We start from the raw sequence: 23,018 nt of genomic DNA, 5'->3' as shown, positions 1-23,018 counted from the left end.
CTGTGTCTACATTGTGTCAAATACACAGATCATGCAGTCCAAATGGCCTGCCTTACCTATTATAAACCTAATTGCAGAAATGAAAAAGAAACAAACCTTAAATTTCTTTCTCCACTGATAGCAAAGCTTGTATCCGCTTACCACATAAGGAAAATCTCCTATATTCCTCCACTAGGGATTTATGAAAGTTCTCAGGCGATCTGTCCATACTAAAGGTATGCATTACAGAGAAACGAGGCGATCATATTGCTTACAAACGAACAGCTTCAGCATTTAAAAAAGGAACTTGAACAAACGAAAGAAGATATATTGAACCGCTTCAAAGACAATGACCATTTTCAGCTCAATTCCGCTTTTCCATATGATTCGTGGGGTGAGCTTTCTGCTTATGACAATCACCCAGGCGATCAGGCGACAGAGCTTTATGAGCGCGAAAAAGACATTGCTCTTGATTTGCATGAACGGGAGCATCTCCGGGACATTGAGCATTCATTGAAGGCGATAGAAAACGGCACGTACGGGATTTGTGAGGTCAGCGGAAAGGAAATTCCTTATGAACGCCTAGAAGCGCTTCCGACTGCTACAACGCTCGCGGAATATTCATCACAGGATGTTGTTTCCAAAGACCGTCCGATCGAAGAAGAAACACCCTTCGGGCAATTTGAATTTGACGATGATGAAGAAATCAGAGCGCCTTACGACAGTGAAGATTCCTACCAGGACGTTGAAAAATACGGAAACTCAGAAACACCGCAGGACATGGAAAATCCGCCGCTCAGCTATGATGATATGACGATGAATGCCGAAGAAAATATCGGCAATACAGAATCATATGAGAATTTCATTGCCACAGATATTACAGGCAAAGAAATCACAGTGTATCCAAGCAGGGCGCATGAACGTTATGAGGAAGAGCTGGATGAAGAAGGCATCATGACGACGTTTGGCGATCTCCATGCAGATTGAACCCCCAGGCAAAGGGGGTTCTCTTTTGTGTTTTCATAAATGACCGCATTACAGCAGCTCTCTACATCATCTTCCCCGCATATCAGGGGTTTGATCTATCCAAGATAAAGGGTAAACCTACATGTAAAATAAATACATACCGGAGGGAAATATATGAAAAAGATGTTCGGCGCAATTGTAGTTTTTATCATTACATACGCACTGTTTTCAGCCGCAGACTTTCTATTTCCGATCGACCAAAGTTGGTATCATTCACTGAAAAAGCCAGACTGGACGCCAAGCGGGTCAACGATCGGCATCATCTGGGCCGTCCTGTTTGCACTGATTTCTCTTTCAGCTGCCATTGTTTTTGCCAAATGTTCATTTAAAAAAGCCAAAAGCTTTTGGCTGGCGTTTTTGATCAATTATGTGCTTAATCAGGCATTCAGTTATTTTCAGTTTACGCAAAAGAATCTCCTTGCCGCATCCATTGACTGCCTGCTTGTCGCCATAACAGCGCTGGTTGTAATCATCATTGCAAAAGTATACAGCAGGGCCGCAAGCTGGCTTCTTGTGCCTTATTTTTTATGGAGTGCCTTTGCAACTGTCTTATCCTTTACGATCTATTCAATGAATCTTTGAACAAAAAAAGCCGCTCAAACAGCGGCTTTTTTACATCATCGGCTTAATTCTCCAAATGTGTTTCGCATATTCGTGAATCGTCCGGTCGCTTGAAAAATAACCTGAATGGGCAATGTTTAAAATCGAACGCTCTGACCACTTTCGCCGATCTTGATAATCGGCTTGAATACGCTCCTGGGCATCCGCGTATGAACTGAAATCCTTCAATACAAAATACTCGTCATTATGCGGCAGCAGCGAATCATAGATGGATTCAAATTCATCGGCTTCACCTTCAAAAAAACCGTTGATCAGCTGATCCGCTACCTGCCTGATTCTGCGGTCATGCTGATAATACTCCCTTGATCTGTAGCCTCCGTTTTCCTGGTAGGAAAGAACGTCATCCGCTTTCAAACCAAAAGTGTAAACACAATCAGCTCCGACGCGTTGCAGAATTTCAATATTCGCCCCGTCATGCGTGCCGATTGTCAGCGCGCCATTCATCATAAACTTCATATTTCCTGTACCGGACGCTTCCTTGCTTGCAGTCGAGATTTGTTCACTTACATCTGATGCCGGAAAAATCTGCTCCGCCATAGAAACCCTGTAATTTTCTAAAAAAACGACCTTGAGCAGCTGCCTCACCGCCGGATCATAATTTACCTTCTCCGCAACGGAATGAATCAGTTTAATGATTTTCTTCGCGTAATGATAGCTTGGTGAAGCCTTTGCTCCGAAAATAAAGGTTTGCGGATAAATTGAAAATCCCGAATCCTCCTTCAGGCGGTTATACAAATACATAATATGAAGAACATTCAGCAGCTGCCGTTTATACGCATGAAGCCGTTTCACCTGTACGTCAAATATGCTGTCCGGATTTACAGCCACTCCGGCCGTGCAAAAAATCAGATCAGCAAGCTCTTGCTTTTTTCTGCTTTTGTTATTTTGGAACTGCTCAATAAAAGCGGGGTCAGTAGCGTACGGTTCGAGCTGAATCAGGGATTCCGGATGTTTTATCCATTCATTGCCTATCGCATCCGTTATCATCGCGGACAAGCCGGGATTGGCTTTTAACAGCCAGCGCCTATGGGCAATTCCATTTGTTTTATTGTTAAACCGATTCGGAAACATCAAATGAAAATGACGCATCTCCCGTTCCTTTAAAATGTCGGAATGAATTTTGGCAACTCCGTTTACACTGTAGCTTCCTACTATTGCGAGATGAGCCATTTTGACAACACCGTGCGCCGAAATCGCCATATCCTCTATCCTTTTCCAGTCACCGGGATACTTCTCCCAAACCGCTCTGCAAAACCTCTCATTAATCTCTTCAATAATCATATACATTCGCGGGAGCAACGGCTTAAATAAATGAATCGGCCATTTTTCAAGCGCTTCTGACAGTGTCGTATGATTCGTATAGGAAATTGTATGTACCGTGATATGCCAGGCATCTTCCCAGCTCATGTTCTCTTCATCAAGCAAAATCCGCATCAGTTCAGGCACGGCAAGTGCAGGATGGGTGTCATTAATATGAATGCTTACTTTTTTATGCAAGCCATATAATGATTGATTCGTTTTGCGGTAATTGTTCACAATGCTTTTTAAACTTGCACATACTAAAAAATACTGCTGCTTCAGCCGTAATATCTTACCCTCGTCATGCGTGTCATCAGGGTATAAAAATTCAGATACAGCTTCTGTTTCCCGTTTATAAGACAAAATATTGCCGCCGTGATAATGCGCATAAGGCTCGGCGTTCCAAAGCCTTAACGTGTTGACTGTGCCCGTATCGTATCCGATGATCGGGATATCATAAGGAACAGCGGTAATGATTGTTGCTTGCTCATGACGAAAATGCAGACGGCCGTTTTTTTCAGTCATATGCACCTCGCCCCAAAACGGCACGTCAACCGCTTGATCAGCATTTCTTACTTCCCACACATTTCCGTTTTTCAGCCATTGCTCAGGCAGCTCAACCTGATGCCCGTCAACAATTTTTTGTTCAAATAAGCCATGCTTATAGCGAATTCCCATCCCATGCCCAGGCAAGTTTAACGAAGCCAGAGAATCTAAGAAACAAGCTGCCAATCGCCCCAGACCGCCATTCCCAAGCCCTGCATCACTCTCCATATAAAGGATCTCGTCTAAACTGATGCCGATCTCTTTCAGACCCGCTTCCACTACATCCCGAATACCGAGATTCATTAAATTCTGTTCAAGGAGCTGTCCCAGAAGAAATTCAATCGACAAATAATATGTCTGCTTTCCGGAATTGGACCTGCTTCTTTCATTTGTCTGGATCCAATCAGCGCTGATGTACTCTCTGATCATATTGCCTAAGGTTTTATATTGATCAAGCCTGGAAGAGTCCTTAAAGCTTTTCCCGCACGTCATTTCCAGACGCTTTAAAAATAAGGCTGCAAAGCGTTCTTTACTCGAGAACATCCCGTCCACTCCTTGTCACATGCTCGAAAATGCGCTGATACTGTTTGGCTGATTGTTTCCAGCTGTAATCTGCATTCATTGCGGTCTTCATGATGCTCTTCCATACATCCTTTTGGCGATAAAACGACAGCGCCCTCTCGATCGTAAATTTCAGATCGTGAGCATTAAAGGCTGAGAACGTAAAACCGTTGCCTGTGCCCTCTTCCTCCCGGTAGGAACGGACAGTGTCATAGAGCCCGCCTGTTTCTCTGACAATCGGAATAGCGCCATATTGAAGCGCGATCATCTGCCCCAGACCGCACGGCTCAAATTTCGACGGCATCAGAAACAAATCCGAGCCCGCATAAATCTGATGGGCAAGCGGCTCATCAAACCCAATATACGCCCTGCATTTATCGTGAAATGCAAATTCAATGTACCGGAAGTAGTCCTCAAATTCCCGTTCCCCCGTACCGAGCACAATCAGCTGTATGTCTCTCTCCTCCAGCAGCTCGTGCATCATTCTCTTAACAAGATCAAGACCCTTCTGGTTGGTCAGCCTTGTTACCATACTGATCAGCGGAATATCTTTTCGTTCCGGAAGGCCCATCCGCCGCTGGAGCTTCGTTTTATTTTCTTCCTTTAAATCAAGACGTTCAGGATCGTAATGCATCTCAATATACGGATCGCTCTCTGTCTGATAGAAAGAGTCATCAATACCGTTTAAGATCCCTGTTAAATCTTTTTCCCTATGCTGCAAAACTGGCTCAAGCTGCTCGCCGTAATACGGCGTTAAGATTTCATTTCTATAAGTCGGGCTCACCGTTGTTACATGATCAGCAGCGAGAATCCCTGCTTTCATAAAATTAACAAATCCATTGCATTCTAATCTCTCATAATGAAAATGACTCATGTCGAGACCGAGCAAGTCATGTGTCACCTCAGGCGGGAATATACCTTGAAACTGCAAGTTATGGATCGTGAGCACACTTTTCATCTGCTCATAAAAAGGGCGCTTGCTGTATTCCTCTTTCAACAAATAATTGACCATCGCTGTATGCCAGTCATGAGTATGAATGATATCGGCTTGAAAATTCACTGCTTCTGCCGCTTCCAGCACAGCTCTTGAAAAATAAGCAAACCGCTCCCCATCGTCAAAATGCCCGTACAGGGAATCCCTTGAGAAATAATATTTATTGTCGATAAAATAATAATCCACACCATCTTCAGCCAAATGCTCAATCCCGCAATATTGCTGACGCCAGCCAACAGCAACCGTACATTCAGCTGTTTTCTTCATACGCTTTTTCCAAGGATCAGGAATTTGACTGTATTTCGGCATGATCACCGCTACGTCGTTCCCAAGATGAGAAAGCACTTTGGGCAGCGCGCCGGCCACATCGGCCAGGCCTCCTGATTTTACAAACGGGGTACATTCTGAGACAGCAAATAACACCTTCAAGAATTCATCAGCTCTCCTTGCACCAAACCTTTTTTTAATACGAGCGGCTGCTCCTCCGTTCCCGCAGCTTCAGTTGTATTGCCGATTTTGACATCTTTATCAGCAATCACCTGCTCCAGCAAACACTCCTCGCCAATCTGCGTTTTTTGCATAATAATGCAGTTTTTCAGCTTCGTGCCTTTCCCGACATGCACCGCCCTGAACAAAATGCAGTTTTCGACCTCTCCCTCAAGCACACAGCCGTTTGCCACTAAAGAATTTCTGACAGTGCTGTTCTTCCCGTATTTCGTTGGGGGCTCATCCTTCACTTTTGTATAAATCGGCTGCTGAGGCAAAAACACCTGCTGCCAAAAACGCGGCTGAATAAGCTCCATACTGTGGGTATAATACTTTTCTACAGAATCAATAACAGCTGCATACCCCGAATATTCATATGGGCAAATGGTCAATACGGAGGCTTCCTTTTCAACAACCTCCTGAATGGTTCTGTATCCTTTTTCAATATGTCCGTAGATCAGATCCTTCAAGAGTTTAGAAGACATGATATAGATTTGCAGCGACTGACCGTCCTGAAAGACCTCGGTAATGTCACAGCCCGCCTCCTGATGTCTTTTCAGCACGTATTGAAATTGAATGTTGCACACAGTATGGCTGTTGGTGATAACGGCATATTGCTGTGTGCTTCTATGAAAGTAATCAAGATGATCAGAAAACTGGCGAAATGAACCGAATTCATTATACTCATCATGCAAATGCGGTGACGGAAAAAAAAAGAGGCCGTCCTTTTTTCGGTGCAAATCCCATTCCTTCCCTGCTCCAAGATGATCCATAAGAGACCGGTAGCGATATTTCGGAAAAATCGCCACACTCCTAATGTCCGCATTCACCATATTGGACAGCATAAAATCTATCAAACGATATCTTCCAGCAAAAGGAATCGCACCAAGCGACCGCTGTGCGGTTAAATCCTGAAGAGAATGCTTATATGTGGTTTCATCTATAACACCTAACATTTGATTATTGATCAACTGATTCTGCCTCCTCTTCAGTCATTAAATCAATTCTTTCTCTACAAATTCCTCCGAAACAAGCAACACCTCCTGAATGTCTTTTTCAGATTTAATCACTGCGCCATCCGGAAGCATTAAGCCCTTGGGCACGATAGCATTCTCAATCACGACATGCTCACCAATTGTCACATCCGGCATAATCACTGAACGCTTGACCGTTGCGTGCTTACCGACGGTGACACCTTGAAATAGAACGGAGTGAGACACATTCCCATAAACAACACACCCCTCATTCACAAGTGAGTCATGAACCTGCGCCTCAGACGAAATAAATTGCGGAGGCTGATTCGGATTGACAGAGTAAATCTTCCAATTGCGTTCAAACAGCCTCAGCTCAGACTGGTCTTTCAGCAAATCCATATTGGCTTCCCATAAGCTCTGCACTGTGCCGACATCCTTCCAATATCCTTTAAACGGATAAGCGGAAAGCTTCTTTTTCTCCTCCAAAAGCAAAGGAATAATGTCTTTGCCGAAATCATGGCTTGAATACGGATTCCGGTCATCCATCTCAAGGTATTGCTTCAAGAGCGGCCAATTGAAAATATAAATACCCATGGATGCCAAATTGCTCTTTGGAAATTTAGGCTTTTCATCAAAATGTGTGATGATCCCGTCTTCATTTGTCTTCATGATGCCGAATCGGCTCGCTTCTTCCCATCCCACTTCAATCACGGAGATGGTCACATCCGCTTTCTTTTCAATATGAAAATCAAGCATTTTGCCGTAGTCCATTTTATAAATGTGATCGCCTGATAAGATCAGCACATACTCAGGATCGTACTGGTTCAGGTAATTGAGATTCTCATAAATTGCGCTTGCCGTCCCTTTATACCATTTCACTTCGGATGACTCGGCATAAGGAGGCAATACCGTAACGCCGCCATTGTGCCTGTCAAGGTCCCATGCACTGCCGATGCCAATATAGGAATTCAGCTCCAGCGGCTGATATTGCGTTAATATGCCTACTGTGTCTATGCCTGAATTCGAGCAGTTGCTGAGTGTAAAATCAATAATCCTGTATTTCCCCCCAAAAGATACGGCCGGTTTTGCCATATTTTTTGTTAATCCGCTGAGACGGCTGCCCTTCCCGCCGGCAAGGAGCATAGCCACACATTGTTTTTTCATTAATTTATCTCTCCTCTTTTTTTCACCGCCCGCATAATCGAAATGCCATAAGGGGGGATTGTCATTGTGATATAGCACGGTTTGTGATGAACAGCTCCAGCTTTAGCTGCCAATGGCTTTTTATTCAATTGACCTGAGCCCCCATATTTTTCATTGTCACTGTTCAACACTTCGATATATTGGGTAAGAAAGGGAACGCCAACATCGTATTGATGATAGACCGAGGGTGTAAAATTACATAAGATGATAAGCGCCTCACCGTGCCGTCTGCCATACCGAATAAAAGAAAAGATTGATTGCTCCTCATTGTGGACATCAATCCATTCAAATGACTGAGCACGATGGTCATTTTCATAAAGGATTTTGCTTTTTTGATAAAAGCGGAGAAGATCTTGAGTAAAAACACTTGCTTTTTGATGCATGGGGAAGGAGTTCAAAAACCAATCAAGCTGTTCTGTATCTTTCCATTCATCGAATTGGGCAAATTCCGATCCCATAAAAATGAGTTTTTTTCCGGGATGAGCCGTCATATAACCGAGTAAAAGCCGATATTGGGCAAACTTCTGCCAATAGTCGCCAGGCATTTTGTGAAGAAGTGATTTTTTTCCATACACGACTTCATCATGAGAAAATGGCAATACAAAATGTTCACTAAACGCATAAAGCAAGGAAAAAGACACAAGCTGATGGCAGTGCCGCCTTTGTTCAGCAGGCGTCTCCATATATTTCAGCACATCATTCATCCAGCCCATATTCCATTTAAAATGAAAGCCGAGTCCCCCTTCCTCAACAGGACCTGTTACTTGAGGCCATTCGGTGGAATCTTCCGCTATCATCATGACATGCGGATATGCCTCCCGCATTGTTTGATTTAGCTTTTTTAAAAATTCAACTGCATAGAGATTCGTATGGCGTTCATCCTGATTTGGCCAATACAGCATATTAGCCACGGCATCGACCCTAAAACCATCTATATGATAGAATTCCGCCCAGTACAACGCATTAGAAATTAAAAAACTATGAACTTCCGGTTTTCCTAAATCAAAGTTAGCGGTGCCCCACAGACAGTTCTCCCTGTCACGCTCTTTTTGATATTCGTAAAGAGGCGCTCCATCAAACATATAAAGTCCATGCGAATCTTTACAAAAATGTCCGGGGACCCAATCAAGTATGACGCCGATGTTAGCCTGATGGCATTCATCAACAAATCTCATCAGATCATGTGGCGTGCCAAATCGGCTTGTCGGGCTGTAATACCCCGTTGCTTGATAACCCCAAGAGCGATCATAAGGATGTTCATAAACGGGCAGCAGCTCGATATGGGTAAATCCCTGCTCTTTGATATAAGGAATAAGAGACTGGCCTAATTCTTCATAGGAGTAAAGCGTGCCATCGGGATGCTTCTTCCATGAACCAAGATGAAGCTCATAAATAAAAACCGGCTTTTCATATATCGTTTTAGCTTTTTGCTTCTTCTGCCACTTTTGATCATTCCAGCTGTACCCTGCAAGATCGTAAGTAAGAGACGCCGTATTCGGTCTTACTTCTGAATAAAAAGCATACGGGTCTGCCTTCAGCATGGTCTTTCCGCTATTTGTCACGATTTCATACTTATATCGTTCCTTTTCTTTCAAACCTGGAACAAATAACGTCCAAATGCCATGATCATTAACTTTCTGCATAACATGAAGCTCACCTGACCAGCTGTTAAAATCTCCAGCCACTCGAACTTCTGACGCATGAGGCGCCCACACACAAAATTCATACCCGCTTTGGCCATTCAGCTCGCGATAATGCGAGCCAAACAGCTGATAGCTTTTAAACAGACTGCCTTCGTGAAAAAGATAAACATCATGTGCTGTTGGGCTGGCAGCGGCCATGTAATCATCCTTTCTGACATCATAGTTTTCATTTATATTATTTATTCGTAGAAATAAAAAAAAGCCCTTTCTAGAAAGCGCTTATATTTATTGACATAAAACTTCATTTTCTGAAGAAAAACAAAAGATATGGAGTTTTTTGTTGTAAATTTGATATAGAATAAAAAACAAAATCAGACGCATATCATATAGTTTTAAAAAACAAAAAAACCTTGCAGGATATGCAAGGTTTCAGGATGACCCGTACGGGATTCGAACCCGTGTTACCGCCGTGAAAGGGCGGTGTCTTAACCGCTTGACCAACGGGCCGTCATGGCGGAGAAGGAGGGATTTGAACCCTCGCGCCGCTTACACGACCTACACCCTTAGCAGGGGCGCCTCTTCAGCCACTTGAGTACTTCTCCATATGGCTCCACAGGCAGGATTCGAACCTGCGACCGATCGGTTAACAGCCGATAGCTCTACCACTGAGCTACTGTGGAACGTAAAAGTCATGGTATGGTGGGCCTGAATGGACTCGAACCATCGACCTCACGCTTATCAGGCGTGCGCTCTAACCAGCTGAGCTACAGGCCCATGACGATATAGAAATGGAGCGGGTGATGGGAATCGAACCCACGACATCAGCTTGGAAGGCTGAGGTTTTACCACTAAACTACACCCGCAATTTTTTGGGGCGATTGATGGGAATCGAACCCACGAATGCCAGAGCCACAATCTGGTGCGTTAACCACTTCGCCACAACCGCCAAAATATATATATTTGTAAATGGTGGCTCGGGACGGAATCGAACCGCCGACACACGGATTTTCAGTCCGTTGCTCTACCAACTGAGCTACCGAGCCTTATTATTTAAATGGCGGTCCGGACGGGACTCGAACCCGCGACCTCCTGCGTGACAGGCAGGCATTCTAACCAACTGAACTACCGGACCATTTTAATTAGTTGCACCCATCGGGCGCTTCTTATTTAAAAGGATATATTTGTTTGGTTGCGGGGGCAGGATTTGAACCTGCGACCTTCGGGTTATGAGCCCGACGAGCTACCGAACTGCTCCACCCCGCGATGATAAAATGCAAGAATATATATGGCGGAGGAAGAGGGATTCGAACCCCCGCGGGCTTTGACACCCCTGTCGGTTTTCAAGACCGATCCCTTCAGCCAGACTTGGGTATTCCTCCGTATTGTGGTGGACCTTGTAGGACTCGAACCTACGACCGGACGGTTATGAGCCGTCTGCTCTAACCAACTGAGCTAAAGGTCCTTTGGTAGCGGCGGAGGGGATCGAACCCCCGACCTCACGGGTATGAACCGTACGCTCTAGCCAGCTGAGCTACACCGCCAAATCATATATTGAAATCAAGTGGAGCCTAGCGGGATCGAACCGCTGACCTCCTGCGTGCAAAGCAGGCGCTCTCCCAGCTGAGCTAAGGCCCCAAGAATGGTCGGGAAGACAGGATTCGAACCTGCGACCCCATGGTCCCAAACCATGTGCTCTACCAAGCTGAGCTACTTCCCGATTTCATGTAGATCATGGCGCGCCCGAGAGGAGTCGAACCCCTAACCTTTTGATCCGTAGTCAAACGCTCTATCCAATTGAGCTACGGGCGCAAATTATAATGCCGAGGGCCGGACTTGAACCGGCACGGTAGTCACCTACCGCAGGATTTTAAGTCCTGTGTGTCTGCCAATTCCACCACCCCGGCGTGGATGGTATAGTTGGAGCGGAAGACGGGATTCGAACCCGCGACCCCCACCTTGGCAAGGTGGTGTTCTACCACTGAACTACTTCCGCAGAAATGGTGCGGATGAAGGGACTTGAACCCCCACGTCTGTAAAGACACTAGAGCCTGATTCTAGCGCGTCTGCCAATTCCGCCACATCCGCAACGTATAAATGGTGAGCCATGAAGGACTCGAACCTTCGACCCTCTGATTAAAAGTCAGATGCTCTACCAACTGAGCTAATGGCTCTTCTTACAAGAGACTTGAATATTATATCATATAAAAGTGGTGCCGGCAAGAGGACTTGAACCCCCAACCTACTGATTACAAGTCAGTTGCTCTACCAATTGAGCTACACCGGCTCATATGTAAACATATTATGTATAGTTAAAATGGTGGAGGATGACGGGCTCGAACCGCCGACCCTCTGCTTGTAAGGCAGATGCTCTCCCAGCTGAGCTAATCCTCCATAATTGCACTAACGTGCAATTGCTTGGCGGCGTCCTACTCTCACAGGGGGAAACCCCCGACTACCATCGGCGCTGAAGAGCTTAACTTCCGTGTTCGGCATGGGAACGGGTGTGACCTCTTCGCTATCGCCACCAAACAATTGAGAGTGTTCTCTCAAAACTAGATAACAGATGTGACATCATTAGAAATTAGGTTAAGTCCTCGATCGATTAGTATCTGTCAGCTCCATGTGTCGCCACACTTCCACCTCAGACCTATCAACCTGATCATCTTTCAGGGATCTTACTTCCTTGCGGAATGGGAAATCTCATCTTGAGGGGGGCTTCATGCTTAGATGCTTTCAGCACTTATCCCGTCCGCACATAGCTACCCAGCGATGCCCTTGGCAGAACAACTGGTACACCAGCGGTGCGTCCATCCCGGTCCTCTCGTACTAAGGACAGCTCCTCTCAAATTTCCTGCGCCCGCGACGGATAGGGACCGAACTGTCTCACGACGTTCTGAACCCAGCTCGCGTACCGCTTTAATGGGCGAACAGCCCAACCCTTGGGACCGACTACAGCCCCAGGATGCGATGAGCCGACATCGAGGTGCCAAACCTCCCCGTCGATGTGGACTCTTGGGGGAGATAAGCCTGTTATCCCCGGGGTAGCTTTTATCCGTTGAGCGATGGCCCTTCCATGCGGAACCACCGGATCACTAAGCCCGACTTTCGTCCCTGCTCGACTTGTAGGTCTCGCAGTCAAGCTCCCTTGTGCCTTTACACTCTGCGAATGATTTCCAACCATTCTGAGGGAACCTTTGGGCGCCTCCGTTACCTTTTAGGAGGCGACCGCCCCAGTCAAACTGCCCACCTGACACTGTCTCCCCGCCCGATAAGGGCGGCGGGTTAGAAGGTCAATACAGCCAGGGTAGTATCCCACCGATGCCTCCACCGAAGCTGGCGCTCCGGTTTCCAAGGCTCCTACCTATCCTGTACAAGCTGTACCAACATTCAATATCAGGCTGCAGTAAAGCTCCACGGGGTCTTTCCGTCCTGTCGCGGGTAACCTGCATCTTCACAGGTACTATAATTTCACCGAGTCTCTCGTTGAGACAGTGCCCAGATCGTTGCGCCTTTCGTGCGGGTCGGAACTTACCCGACAAGGAATTTCGCTACCTTAGGACCGTTATAGTTACGGCCGCCGTTTACTGGGGCTTCAATTCGCACCTTCGCTTACGCTAAGCGCTCCTCTTAACCTTCCAGCACCGGGCAGGCGTCAGCCCCTATACTTCGCCTTACGGCTTCGCAGAGACCTGTGTTTTTGCTAAACAGTCGCCTGGGCCTATTCACTGCGGCTCTCTCGGGCTTGCACCCTAACAGAGCACCCCTTCTCCCGAAGTTACGGGGTCATTTTGCCGAGTTCCTTAACGAGAGTTCTCTCGATCACCTTAGGATTCTCTCCTCGCCTACCTGTGTCGGTTTGCGGTACGGGCACCTCTCACCTCGCTAGAGGCTTTTCTTGGCAGTGTGGAATCAGGAACTTCGCTACTATATTTCGCTCGCCATCACAGCTCAGCCTTATGGGAAACGGATTTGCCTATTTCCCAGCCTAACTGCTTGGACGCGGATATCCAATACCGCGCTTACCCTATCCTCCTGCGTCCCCCCATTGCTCAAATGGTGAGGAGGTGGTACAGGAATATCAACCTGTTGTCCATCGCCTACGCCTTTCGGCCTCGGCTTAGGTCCCGACTAACCCTGAGCGGACGAGCCTTCCTCAGGAAACCTTAGGCATTCGGTGGAGGGGATTCTCACCCCTCTTTCGCTACTCATACCGGCATTCTCACTTCTAAGCGCTCCACCAGTCCTTCCGGTCTGGCTTCACAGCCCTTAGAACGCTCTCCTACCACTGTTCGAAGAACAGTCCGCAGCTTCGGTGATACGTTTAGCCCCGGTACATTTTCGGCGCAGAGTCACTCGACCAGTGAGCTATTACGCACTCTTTAAATGGTGGCTGCTTCTAAGCCAACATCCTGGTTGTCTAAGCAACTCCACATCCTTTTCCACTTAACGTATACTTTGGGACCTTAGCTGGCGGTCTGGGCTGTTTCCCTTTCGACTACGGATCTTATCACTCGCAGTCTGACTCCCAAGGATAAGTCATTGGCATTCGGAGTTTGACTGAATTCGGTAACCCGGTAGGGGCCCCTAGTCCAATCAGTGCTCTACCTCCAAGACTCTTACCTTGAGGCTAGCCCTAAAGCTATTTCGGAGAGAACCAGCTATCTCCAGGTTCGATTGGCATTTCACCCCTACCCACACCTCATCCCCGCACTTTTCAACGTGCGTGGGTTCGGGCCTCCATTCAGTGTTACCTGAACTTCACCCTGGACATGGGTAGATCACCTGGTTTCGGGTCTACGACCACGTACTCATGCGCCCTATTCAGACTCGCTTTCGCTGCGGCTCCGCATCTTCTGCTTAACCTTGCACGGGATCGTAACTCGCCGGTTCATTCTACAAAAGGCACGCCATCACCCGTTAACGGGCTCTGACTACTTGTAGGCACACGGTTTCAGGATCTCTTTCACTCCCCTTCCGGGGTGCTTTTCACCTTTCCCTCACGGTACTGGTTCACTATCGGTCACTAGGGAGTATTTAGCCTTGGGAGATGGTCCTCCCGGATTCCGACGGAATTTCACGTGTTCCGCCGTACTCAGGATCCACTCTGGAGAGAACGAAGTTTTGACTACAGGGCTGTTACCTTCTATGGCGGGCCTTTCCAGACCTCTTCATCTACCTCGTTCCTTTGTAACTCCGTATAGAGTGTCCTACAACCCCAAGAGGCAAGCCTCTTGGTTTGGGCTAATCCCGTTTCGCTCGCCGCTACTCAGGGAATCGCATTTGCTTTCTCTTCCTCCGGGTACTTAGATGTTTCAGTTCCCCGGGTCTGCCTTCTCATATCCTATGAATTCAGATATGGATACCACTCCATTACGAGTGGTGGGTTTCCCCATTCGGAAATCTCCGGATCAAAGCTTGCTTACAGCTCCCCGAAGCATATCGGTGTTCGTCCCGTCCTTCATCGGCTCCTAGTGCCAAGGCATCCACCGTGCGCCCTTTCTAACTTAACCGTTAAAAAGAATCACTATGTGATATCTTGTGTTACTAATTGAATGTGATGTCTACTGTTATCTAGTTTTCAAAGAACACGTTTCGAAGGAATGATCCTTCAAAACTAAACAAGACAGGGAACGTTCTGTTTATAAGACCCAAGGTCTTATATTCCGTAAATATCCTTAGAAAGGAGGTGATCCAGCCGCACCTTCCGATACGGCTACCTTGTTACGACTTCACCCCAATCATCTGTCCCACCTTCGGCGGCTGGCTCCATAAAGGTTACCTCACCGACTTCGGGTGTTACAAACTCTCGTGGTGTGACGGGCGGTGTGTACAAGGCCCGGGAACGTATTCACCGCGGCATGCTGATCCGCGATTACTAGCGATTCCAGCTTCACGCAGTCGAGTTGCAGACTGCGATCCGAACTGAGAACAGATTTGTGGGATTGGCTTAACCTCGCGGTTTCGCTGCCCTTTGTTCTGTCCATTGTAGCACGTGTGTAGCCCAGGTCATAAGGGGCATGATGATTTGACGTCATCCCCACCTTCCTCCGGTTTGTCACCGGCAGTCACCTTAGAGTGCCCAACTGAATGCTGGCAACTAAGATCAAGGGTTGCGCTCGTTGCGGGACTTAACCCAACATCTCACGACACGAGCTGACGACAACCATGCACCACCTGTCACTCTGCCCCCGAAGGGGACGTCCTATCTCTAGGATTGTCAGAGGATGTCAAGACCTGGTAAGGTTCTTCGCGTTGCTTCGAATTAAACCACATGCTCCACCGCTTGTGCGGGCCCCCGTCAATTCCTTTGAGTTTCAGTCTTGCGACCGTACTCCCCAGGCGGAGTGCTTAATGCGTTAGCTGCAGCACTAAGGGGCGGAAACCCCCTAACACTTAGCACTCATCGTTTACGGCGTGGACTACCAGGGTATCTAATCCTGTTCGCTCCCCACGCTTTCGCTCCTCAGCGTCAGTTACAGACCAGAGAGTCGCCTTCGCCACTGGTGTTCCTCCACATCTCTACGCATTTCACCGCTACACGTGGAATTCCACTCTCCTCTTCTGCACTCAAGTTCCCCAGTTTCCAATGACCCTCCCCGGTTGAGCCGGGGGCTTTCACATCAGACTTAAGGAACCGCCTGCGAGCCCTTTACGCCCAATAATTCCGGACAACGCTTGCCACCTACGTATTACCGCGGCTGCTGGCACGTAGTTAGCCGTGGCTTTCTGGTTAGGTACCGTCAAGGTGCCGCCCTATTCGAACGGTACTTGTTCTTCCCTAACAACAGAGCTTTACGATCCGAAAACCTTCATCACTCACGCGGCGTTGCTCCGTCAGACTTTCGTCCATTGCGGAAGATTCCCTACTGCTGCCTCCCGTAGGAGTCTGGGCCGTGTCTCAGTCCCAGTGTGGCCGATCACCCTCTCAGGTCGGCTACGCATCGTTGCCTTGGTGAGCCATTACCTCACCAACTAGCTAATGCGCCGCGGGTCCATCTGTAAGTGGTAGCCGAAGCCACCTTTTATGTTTGAACCATGCGGTTCAAACAAGCATCCGGTATTAGCCCCGGTTTCCCGGAGTTATCCCAGTCTTACAGGCAGGTTACCCACGTGTTACTCACCCGTCCGCCGCTAACATCAGGGAGCAAGCTCCCATCTGTCCGCTCGACTTGCATGTATTAGGCACGCCGCCAGCGTTCGTCCTGAGCCAGGATCAAACTCTCCGATAAATGGATCGCAGATTAAGTTCACCACATCCTGTGGCAACATCTGCGTGATCTGCATCGTGCAGACCTCAGTTTGACTGACTACGCACATTGCTGTGCGATTTATAATAAAACTTGAATTAACAGGTACGTTTTGTCTTGTTTAGTTTTCAAAGATCATCACCACTCTCAATGAAGCAGCTTTACTAATATAACACTCAACTTCTTAATTGTCAACAACTTTTTTAAAAGTTGTTTAAAGCTTCTTGTTTTGTCTGCTGTTCATCAGCGACGTTTAATAATATAACACCTATAATTATTTATTGCAATAGTTTTTTAAAAAAATCTATAAAACAATAAAACTGTAATCATCTTTATTCTATCTAACTTGTAATGCTTTATAAAACATTTATCTATTAAAGAACATTTACTACAGGCAATGTCATCTTGTTGTTTTAACCTTTTTCTTGTATAGTAGAAACGAACTAAATATCCGATGACCACAAGGGGAGCATAAAAGCTGAGAGTGAGCGGTTTCGTTCTGACCCTTTGAACCTGTTAGTTAACGCTGGCGTAGGGATGTGGCAAAGTCAAATGAATTGCAGATTGTAAAGCAGTGCGTGGAACTTTCCTCATCCTTCCGCGTGCTGCTTTTTTGTTGTCCTTTTGGATTGTCTATCGATGGAAGGGGATTTTTATGGCTCAATCAAGACAACTGGTACGTCTTATTGAAATTGCAATCATGACTGCTGCTGCTGTCATTTTAGACATCGTTTCCGGAATGTTCCTCCGTATGCCTCAAGGAGGGTCGGTATCCATCATGATGATTCCGATTTTTTTGATTTCTTTTCGCTGGGGAGTTAAAGCGGGGCTTACCACCGGTCTATTGACAGGTCTCGTTCAAATTGCGATCGGAAATCTATTTCTTCAGCACCCTGTTCAGCTGTTGCTTGATTACATTGCAGCGTTCGCCGCTGTCGGCATAAGCGGCTTTTTCGCTTCCGCTGTCCGCAAATCCGCCTTATCAAGAGCAAAAGGGAAATTGATCGTATCAATTATTTGCGCAGTTTTTATCGGCAGTTTTCTGCGTTATGCTGCACACGTGATTTCAGGGGCTGTATTTTTCGGCAGCTTTGCACCAAAAGGAACGCCGGTATGGATCTACTCATTAACTTATAATGCTACTTATATGGTTCCGTCATTCATTATCTGTGCGATTGTCCTTTGTTTATTGTTCATGACAGCTCCGCGCTTGCTGAAAACTGAAAAAGCTTAATCTAACAACCCCCAGCGGCCGTTCCGCTGGGGGTTGTTTTTTATCTTCCGTTAAGCAGATTTTTTAATGAAGCAAGATTCGGCCAGCCGAACCCTACTTCTTTCATGCTTTCTCCTGCGATTTCAAAACTATCCTCGGCTGCTCTTTCAGGTGAAAACGACTGATAAAATGTAATCGAAGGATTCTCCTCTACGACCCAAACAAACATGCTCGTAAAGCCCTGATCAAGCAAAAAATCTGTTCCCTTTGTCAAAAGCGCTCTGCCTGCACCTTGCCGCTGTTTTTCTTCTAAAAGGTAAATGGCATACAACTCTCCGTCATAGCCGCTCTGCTCTGAACGAATTGGACCAAAAGATGCAAAGCCGAATACTGAACCTTCTTCATCTTCTGCTACAAAGACCCCCTTTAATGAACGGCTTTTCCATTTGGATTCAAAATCCTTGTAGTTCAAACCATTTAAGTATTCAGCGGAGACAATGCCGCTGTATGTTGTCACCCAGCTGTCAACATGCACTTTTGCGATTGCCTTTATATCATCTAGTCGTGCTTCTCTTATAGTCACCATTCATTCTCTAATCCTTTCCGCAATGGTTATTCAGATTTTTGAACAGGTTTTGTTTCTTTTAATTCATTTGTCAGTTCGTTGATGCTCTGTTTGATGTTGCCTTTTCCTGAAAAGTTCTCAATCATTTCTTTTACGTCGATTCCCGAAGACGCTTTTAAGCTTTCTTGCAGACTGGACATTAAATTTGTCGCATAGCTTGTGACTTTGTTGGCGCCGCTTGAATCACCGTTTCCTCCTGTATCAACAACGGTGATCTTATCAATATTTGAAAGCGGTGCTGATACCTGTTTCGCGTATTCCGGAAGCATTTTGACAATCATATCGAAAATCGCAGCCTGACCGTACTGCTCAAAGGCAGCGGCAATTTTTTCTTTCGCTTCCGCTTCAGCAAGACCTTTTAAGCGAATAACCTCGGCCTCTGTCTCACCTTTTGCTTTTTCAGCTTCTGCTTTTGCAAGGCCGTCAATTCTGACCCTTTCAGCTTCAGCCTTCGCCATCGCTTCTATGCTGTATTTCTTGGCATCGGCTTGGGCTAGCTGTTTGGCTTTTTCAGCAGCGGCAGATTGCTCAACTGAATAGCGGTCTGCATCGGCTTTTTTCTTCACTTCAGAATCATACTGGCGTTCACGGCGGAGAATTTCTTTTTCTTCTAATTCAATTTGTTTTTGGCGTTCTATAATCTTGACCTGCATTTCCTGCTCAGTCACCTGCTGGCGTGCTTTGGCTGTTTCCAAATCGTATGCCTGGTCAGCGTTGGCTTTTGCTGTATCTTGATCTCGCCGGTATTCAGCCATTTTAAGCTGATTGATTTTTTCAGCTTCGGCAATTTCCGTCGCTCGTTCAAGCTCTGATTTTTTGGCTTCTTTATCGGCTTCCGCCCTCTTAATTCTTGTTTCTTTATCGGCCTCTGCGGTTGCAATGTCAGCATCACGTTTTACCTGCGCAATTCTCGGTTTACCTAGTGATTCAAGATAGCCGTTTTTATCACGGACATCTTTAATGGTAAAGGAGACAATCACAAGACCCATCTTCGCAAGATCCTGTGAAGCGACACGCTGCACTTCTTGAGAGAATTTTTCGCGGTTTTTATAAATTTCTTCTACTGTCATAGACCCGAGAATGGAACGGAGGTGGCCTTCCAGTACCTCACGGGCCTCCTGCTCACGGTCTTCTTTTGACTTTCCTAAAAATTGTTCGGCTGCTGTGGCGATTTCTCCAATAGAGCCGCCGATTTTAATAATTGCAGTTCCGTCTGCCATTACAGGCACACCTTGCTCGGTATACACTTCAGGTGTCGATACATCGAGTTTGCTTGATAACAGACTTAGCGGCTCAGCCTGCTGAAAAACCGGAAGAACAAATGTTCCCCCTCCGCGAACAATCTTCAGGCGGTTGCCTCCCTCATCAACGTGAACATTTTTATTTCCAAGATAACTTCCTGTAACAATTAACGCTTCATCAGGCCCTGCCGTACGATATTTTGTAATAAATACCGCTATAAGTGCGATGAGTAAAAAGAATACAACTGCGATGACGATGATAATCGGCATTGTCATATGACATTCCTCCTTGTTTTATAAAGGTTCATGCGGAGTAACTGAAAGAACTCCGTTTTTGACATCCACAACTAAGACGACTGTTCCGTAACTGATCTGTTCATTTTCAAAGCTGATCGCTGATTTTGAAATCGTACCGCCTATCCCTTCAATCAGTACTTCTCCAAATCCATCAACCGGAACAGCGGTTATGACTTTTCCGAGTCTGCCTCTAAGATCATCTTCTCGATAAGTCAATGATTCTTCTGCCGATGATAAAGGGACAAGCACAAATAAATGGAGCAATATCACCAGCAGCACTGAAAGAAGACAGGATATTAGAGCAATAATCAGGCTGGAGAGGGGGAAAACTGTTTCGCCTATATATCCAGATGCGGAGAAAAATGTGAAAAATGAGAGCACCAATGTCGGGTGTAAAAACGGAATAGCTTCGGACAGCCCTTCAAACACATCTCCGAAAAATAAAAATAGCAGCGTGAGGCTTCCGGCTATGATAAGGGTGTAAAGGTAAATCGTTTGGACAGGAATACCGTATAACTCCAATTTTCTCATCCTTTCTAAGCTGCTACTTTAACCGACGGCCGTCGTTACCTTTTATACGAGATACAGAGGAAAAGGTTTCAAAATTTTTCGATAAATGCTTCCCCGCGAAGCACTTTATAAATGATAAATGCTCTTATATATGGTAATGTTTTTTCAGGAGGAGATATGATGAGTATCTTTAATGAAGCCAGATTAGAAACATGGAATGAAGTAAAAGGACTTTCCGATGAAAAGCTGAATCAGAAGCCTTCTTCTGATGAATGGAGTATACGGGAAGTTCTTGATCATTTGAAGAAAATTGATATGACCGCCCAAAACATGCTGAAAGAACGAGTAAAGGAAGCGCCTGTTAAGGAGATTGAGGAAAAACCGCTTACGGCCGCCCAGGATAGAAGCAATAAACGGAAAGCGCCGGCCCATCTTGAACCGGATCATGATTTTATTTCAGGCAGCCAAATGAAACGGGAGCTTGATGTTGTAAGGGAGCAGCTGACAGCTGTTATTGCCTCTCTTAAAGAAGAAGATTTTGAGAGAGTATTGCCGCATCCCTTGTTTCAAGAGCTGACCGTCAGACAATGGATCGAATTTATCGGCCATCACGAAAAACGCCACCTCAGCCAGATCAAAGAAATTAAAGAGAAAATAGAAAGAGTCTGATTTATTCAGACTCTTTCTGCTTTTTGTTTGATGTTCCGCTGGTATGAATGAACGATTATTTCGTCACTCGCATACACGGCACCGGGTCTCTCGACAATACATACAATGCCCCTTATCCCCAATGCATGGCGGACAAAAGCCGATGCAAGCTTTGGCTTGTCCGGATAATAAGACTGGATGACTTCACCCGGCTGGATACACGGATCATTTTCTCCCTCACACAGTAAAGCGGCGCCGCTCGGAAATATAAGCCGGCTTCCTTCTTTTAATGTTGTGAAATCAGGTATACCGCTAATTGCAACATTTGCACCGAGCCATTCGGGAAAAATACTCGGGACTCCCATTTTCAAAGCAATTTCGTCACATTCTTCTGTTGAAACAATTGAAATTTGTCTGCGGTTAAAAATTTCTGTTCCTCTTGAAAACATTGGCTCTCGGGCCCCAGCTTTTTTTGTCAGGCCGAAATGTAAGTCGCCGGGAATGCCGCCATAATCAAAATCGAGCTTGTCCATTTGTTTTGTTACAAAGCTTTCTGTATCTGCAACATATAAGCCTTCCGTTTTTGCGGTCATGCGTTTCCACATAAGCTTGCACCGTCCTTCATCTCTAGGATTGTCACTTATGTTCAATTATCCAAAAAAATCCCGCTCTGTAAAGGAGCGGGATCATCGCATTATACAGTTTTTGGCGTAAGATTAAAGCAGCGTTTGTAGATCCAGTTATATGCTTTCTCATTTAAATCTCTAGGATTTCCGAAGGTTTGCGGATCTTTCATTGCTTCTTTTGACAAGCGCTCGATCATGTCCGGCGATACCCCTTGTTCTTCTAAAGTCGGTACTTCTAACTCTTTCACAAGATCGTACATCCAGTTGACAGATGCTTTTGCAGCTTCTTCTGTTGTCATATTGCTTGTATCAATGCCGAACGCTTTTGCGATACGGGCAAATTTCTCCGGATAGCCCTTCCAGTTGTATTCCATAACAGGGCCCATCATTGCCGCTACACATTGACCGTGAGCAACCGGGATGATACCGCCGAGTGTTTGGCTCATGGCGTGAGCAGCACCCGCTGATTCACTGCCGTAAGAAAGACCGGCAAGCATAGCAGCTTGCGCCATTCCGTATCTGGCTTCGAGATCTTCTCCGTCAGCAAATGCTCTCTTAATATAGTGAGCGGCATATTCAATCGCCATCAACGCCACTGCGTCTGTAATCGGCTGCGCAAATTTCATTGTGTAGCACTCAATGGCGTGAGCGAGAGCATCAATCCCCGTCATTGCTGTTACGTGCGGCGGCATTGAGACGTGAAGCTCTGGGTCAATCACAGTCAAATGCGCAGCAATCAGCGGACCGCCTGTGTTAAATTTGAATTCTCTTTCTTCATCTGTAATAACCGCCCATTGCGTCACCTCTGAGCCTGTTCCAGCCGTTGTCGGAATTGTCGTAAGCGGAGGAATGCGGTTCTCCAGCGGTTTCTTTCCTTCGGCTGCTTCATAATCAAGTACGCTTCCCTCGTGAGTCGCTTCTACCCCGATGGCCTTCGCTGTATCCATGGAGCTTCCGCCTCCGACTGCCACCAAGCCGTTGCAGTTCTCTTTTTTGTAAAGCTCAGAACCTTCATTTACAAGCCGTACAGGAGGGTTTGGCTCAACTTTATTAAAGAGCACCACTTCAATGCCTGCCCCTTTTAATGACTCGATGACAGGATCTGCGACGCCGGCTTTATAAATTCCAGGGTCTGTAACAAGCAATGCTTTTGAAACACCCAGTCCAGCTACTTCTTTTCCTACATGGTTGACGGCGCCAATTCCGTGCTTAATCACAGTCGGAATTTCAAATGTGTGAAATTTATGCATGCTTTCTACTTTCATATTTAATGTCATAA

At 46.2% G+C, this 23,018-nt stretch carries 14 protein-coding genes, 21 tRNA genes, 3 rRNA genes and 1 riboswitch; of the genes, 4 read left to right on the top strand and 34 right to left on the bottom strand.

The features are described from left to right. Positions 1-246 precede the first annotated feature (246 nt). Together H7F27_RS05720 and H7F27_RS05715 are read left to right on the top strand one after the other, a co-directional pair. Positions 247-966: a yteA family sporulation protein gene (locus tag H7F27_RS05720; protein ID WP_024122606.1), complete on the top strand. Its 720-nt coding sequence runs from the start codon at positions 247-249 to the stop codon at positions 964-966. 153 nt (positions 967-1,119) lie between these two features. Next, complete coding sequence (locus tag H7F27_RS05715) at positions 1,120-1,587, top strand: TspO/MBR family protein (protein ID WP_106020319.1); 468 nt, start codon at positions 1,120-1,122, stop codon at positions 1,585-1,587. 30 nt (positions 1,588-1,617) lie between these two features. On the opposite strand, the gene glgP is transcribed toward H7F27_RS05715, so the two are convergent. The 29 genes from glgP to H7F27_RS05570 all read right to left on the bottom strand — a co-directional run bounded on the left by glgP (position 1,618) and on the right by H7F27_RS05570 (position 16,561). Next, positions 1,618-4,014: a glycogen phosphorylase GlgP gene (gene glgP / locus H7F27_RS05710; protein WP_185848692.1), complete on the bottom strand. Its 2,397-nt coding sequence runs from the start codon at positions 4,012-4,014 to the stop codon at positions 1,618-1,620. Beyond that, positions 4,001-5,455 carry a glycogen synthase GlgA gene (gene glgA, locus H7F27_RS05705; protein WP_185848691.1) on the bottom strand — a complete coding sequence of 485 codons (1,455 nt, stop codon included), beginning with the start codon at positions 5,453-5,455 and terminating at the stop codon, positions 4,001-4,003. Before glgA ends, glgP begins: the two co-directional genes overlap by 14 nt. Continuing rightward, a complete protein-coding gene (gene glgD, locus H7F27_RS05700) occupies positions 5,452-6,483 on the bottom strand; it encodes a glucose-1-phosphate adenylyltransferase subunit GlgD (RefSeq protein ID WP_105990148.1) in 1,032 nt (343 codons plus the stop codon). The genes glgA and glgD overlap by 4 nt, the downstream gene beginning before the upstream one ends. A 24-nt stretch (positions 6,484-6,507) precedes the next feature. After that, positions 6,508-7,650 (bottom strand): glucose-1-phosphate adenylyltransferase, encoded by a 1,143-nt coding sequence (locus H7F27_RS05695; protein ID WP_185848690.1) that lies wholly within the window; start codon positions 7,648-7,650, stop codon positions 6,508-6,510. Then, positions 7,650-9,530, bottom strand: coding sequence for a 1,4-alpha-glucan branching enzyme (glgB, locus tag H7F27_RS05690; RefSeq protein ID WP_185848689.1), 1,881 nt, complete (start codon positions 9,528-9,530; stop codon positions 7,650-7,652). The genes H7F27_RS05695 and glgB overlap by 1 nt, the downstream gene beginning before the upstream one ends. A gap of 237 nt (positions 9,531-9,767) precedes the next feature. Next, positions 9,768-9,839: transfer RNA gene (locus H7F27_RS05685), tRNA-Glu, on the bottom strand. A gap of 4 nt (positions 9,840-9,843) precedes the next feature. Next, a tRNA-Ser gene (locus H7F27_RS05680) sits at positions 9,844-9,934 on the bottom strand. 3 nt (positions 9,935-9,937) lie between these two features. Then, a tRNA-Asn gene (locus H7F27_RS05675) sits at positions 9,938-10,012 on the bottom strand. Between the two features lie 17 nt (positions 10,013-10,029). After that, positions 10,030-10,106 (bottom strand) — tRNA-Ile (locus H7F27_RS05670). A 15-nt stretch (positions 10,107-10,121) separates the two neighbouring features. After that, a tRNA-Gly gene (locus tag H7F27_RS05665) sits at positions 10,122-10,195 on the bottom strand. Between the two features lie 7 nt (positions 10,196-10,202). After that, positions 10,203-10,278: transfer RNA gene (locus H7F27_RS05660), tRNA-His, on the bottom strand. Positions 10,279-10,299: 21 nt separating this feature from the next. Next, positions 10,300-10,375: transfer RNA gene (locus tag H7F27_RS05655), tRNA-Phe, on the bottom strand. Between the two features lie 12 nt (positions 10,376-10,387). Next, positions 10,388-10,464, bottom strand: a tRNA-Asp gene (locus tag H7F27_RS05650). A 54-nt stretch (positions 10,465-10,518) separates the two neighbouring features. Further along, positions 10,519-10,595: transfer RNA gene (locus H7F27_RS05645), tRNA-Met, on the bottom strand. Positions 10,596-10,618: 23 nt separating this feature from the next. Then, a tRNA-Ser gene (locus H7F27_RS05640) sits at positions 10,619-10,711 on the bottom strand. Positions 10,712-10,717: 6 nt separating this feature from the next. Next, positions 10,718-10,794 (bottom strand) — tRNA-Ile (locus H7F27_RS05635). A gap of 2 nt (positions 10,795-10,796) precedes the next feature. Then, positions 10,797-10,873 (bottom strand) — tRNA-Met (locus H7F27_RS05630). Between the two features lie 21 nt (positions 10,874-10,894). Then, positions 10,895-10,967, bottom strand: a tRNA-Ala gene (locus H7F27_RS05625). 5 nt (positions 10,968-10,972) lie between these two features. Then, positions 10,973-11,049, bottom strand: a tRNA-Pro gene (locus H7F27_RS05620). A gap of 15 nt (positions 11,050-11,064) precedes the next feature. Next, positions 11,065-11,141 (bottom strand) — tRNA-Arg (locus H7F27_RS05615). 9 nt (positions 11,142-11,150) lie between these two features. Beyond that, positions 11,151-11,236: transfer RNA gene (locus H7F27_RS05610), tRNA-Leu, on the bottom strand. A gap of 14 nt (positions 11,237-11,250) precedes the next feature. Next, positions 11,251-11,325, bottom strand: a tRNA-Gly gene (locus H7F27_RS05605). 5 nt (positions 11,326-11,330) lie between these two features. Further along, positions 11,331-11,417: transfer RNA gene (locus tag H7F27_RS05600), tRNA-Leu, on the bottom strand. A gap of 10 nt (positions 11,418-11,427) precedes the next feature. After that, positions 11,428-11,503: transfer RNA gene (locus H7F27_RS05595), tRNA-Lys, on the bottom strand. A gap of 37 nt (positions 11,504-11,540) precedes the next feature. Continuing rightward, positions 11,541-11,616, bottom strand: a tRNA-Thr gene (locus H7F27_RS05590). A 31-nt stretch (positions 11,617-11,647) separates the two neighbouring features. Then, positions 11,648-11,723, bottom strand: a tRNA-Val gene (locus H7F27_RS05585). 22 nt (positions 11,724-11,745) lie between these two features. Continuing rightward, positions 11,746-11,861 (bottom strand): 5S ribosomal RNA (rrf, locus tag H7F27_RS05580). A 53-nt stretch (positions 11,862-11,914) separates the two neighbouring features. After that, positions 11,915-14,842, bottom strand: a 23S ribosomal RNA gene (locus H7F27_RS05575). A gap of 169 nt (positions 14,843-15,011) precedes the next feature. Beyond that, positions 15,012-16,561, bottom strand: a 16S ribosomal RNA gene (locus H7F27_RS05570). Together the 16S, 23S and 5S rRNA genes with 21 tRNA genes alongside form the textbook arrangement of a ribosomal RNA operon. 471 nt (positions 16,562-17,032) lie before the next feature. Continuing rightward, positions 17,033-17,134, top strand: a riboswitch (TPP riboswitch). Between the two features lie 100 nt (positions 17,135-17,234). Here H7F27_RS05570 and thiT point away from each other — a divergent pair. After that, positions 17,235-17,813 carry an energy-coupled thiamine transporter ThiT gene (gene thiT / locus H7F27_RS05565; protein WP_024122611.1) on the top strand — a complete coding sequence of 193 codons (579 nt, stop codon included), beginning with the start codon at positions 17,235-17,237 and terminating at the stop codon, positions 17,811-17,813. 40 nt (positions 17,814-17,853) lie between these two features. On the opposite strand, the gene H7F27_RS05560 is transcribed toward thiT, so the two are convergent. From H7F27_RS05560 to H7F27_RS05550, 3 genes are read right to left on the bottom strand one after another with little or no spacing between them, the layout of a single operon-like run. After that, positions 17,854-18,378, bottom strand: coding sequence for a GNAT family N-acetyltransferase (locus H7F27_RS05560; RefSeq protein ID WP_103672562.1), 525 nt, complete (start codon positions 18,376-18,378; stop codon positions 17,854-17,856). Between the two features lie 26 nt (positions 18,379-18,404). Next, on the bottom strand, positions 18,405-19,934 hold the full coding sequence (gene floT / locus H7F27_RS05555) for a flotillin lipid rafts scaffold protein FloT (protein WP_059292679.1): 1,530 nt from the start codon (positions 19,932-19,934) through the stop codon (positions 18,405-18,407). A gap of 18 nt (positions 19,935-19,952) precedes the next feature. Further along, complete coding sequence (locus H7F27_RS05550; RefSeq protein ID WP_101860056.1) at positions 19,953-20,477, bottom strand: NfeD family membrane protein; 525 nt, start codon at positions 20,475-20,477, stop codon at positions 19,953-19,955. 168 nt (positions 20,478-20,645) lie between these two features. On the opposite strand from H7F27_RS05550, the gene H7F27_RS05545 reads away from it, so the two are divergent. Further along, positions 20,646-21,134 (top strand): DinB family protein, encoded by a 489-nt coding sequence (locus H7F27_RS05545; protein ID WP_101860055.1) that lies wholly within the window; start codon positions 20,646-20,648, stop codon positions 21,132-21,134. 5 nt (positions 21,135-21,139) lie between these two features. Here the strand turns inward: H7F27_RS05545 and H7F27_RS05540 are convergent, their stop codons facing one another. Both H7F27_RS05540 and gbsB read right to left on the bottom strand, forming a co-directional pair. Continuing rightward, positions 21,140-21,718, bottom strand: a complete 579-nt coding sequence (locus H7F27_RS05540) for an MOSC domain-containing protein (protein ID WP_103672561.1) — start codon at positions 21,716-21,718, stop codon at positions 21,140-21,142. An 89-nt stretch (positions 21,719-21,807) separates the two neighbouring features. Beyond that, positions 21,808-23,016: a choline dehydrogenase gene (gene gbsB, locus H7F27_RS05535; protein ID WP_095713945.1), complete on the bottom strand. Its 1,209-nt coding sequence runs from the start codon at positions 23,014-23,016 to the stop codon at positions 21,808-21,810. Between the last annotated feature and the right edge of the window lie 2 nt (positions 23,017-23,018).

The sequence above is a fragment of the Bacillus sp. PAMC26543 genome (assembly GCF_014250375.1).
In the GTDB taxonomy this organism is placed as follows: domain Bacteria; phylum Bacillota; class Bacilli; order Bacillales; family Bacillaceae; genus Bacillus; species Bacillus halotolerans.
The sequence above is the reverse complement of the archived record's forward strand: the minus strand, read 5'-3'. Positions and strand labels throughout refer to the sequence as shown.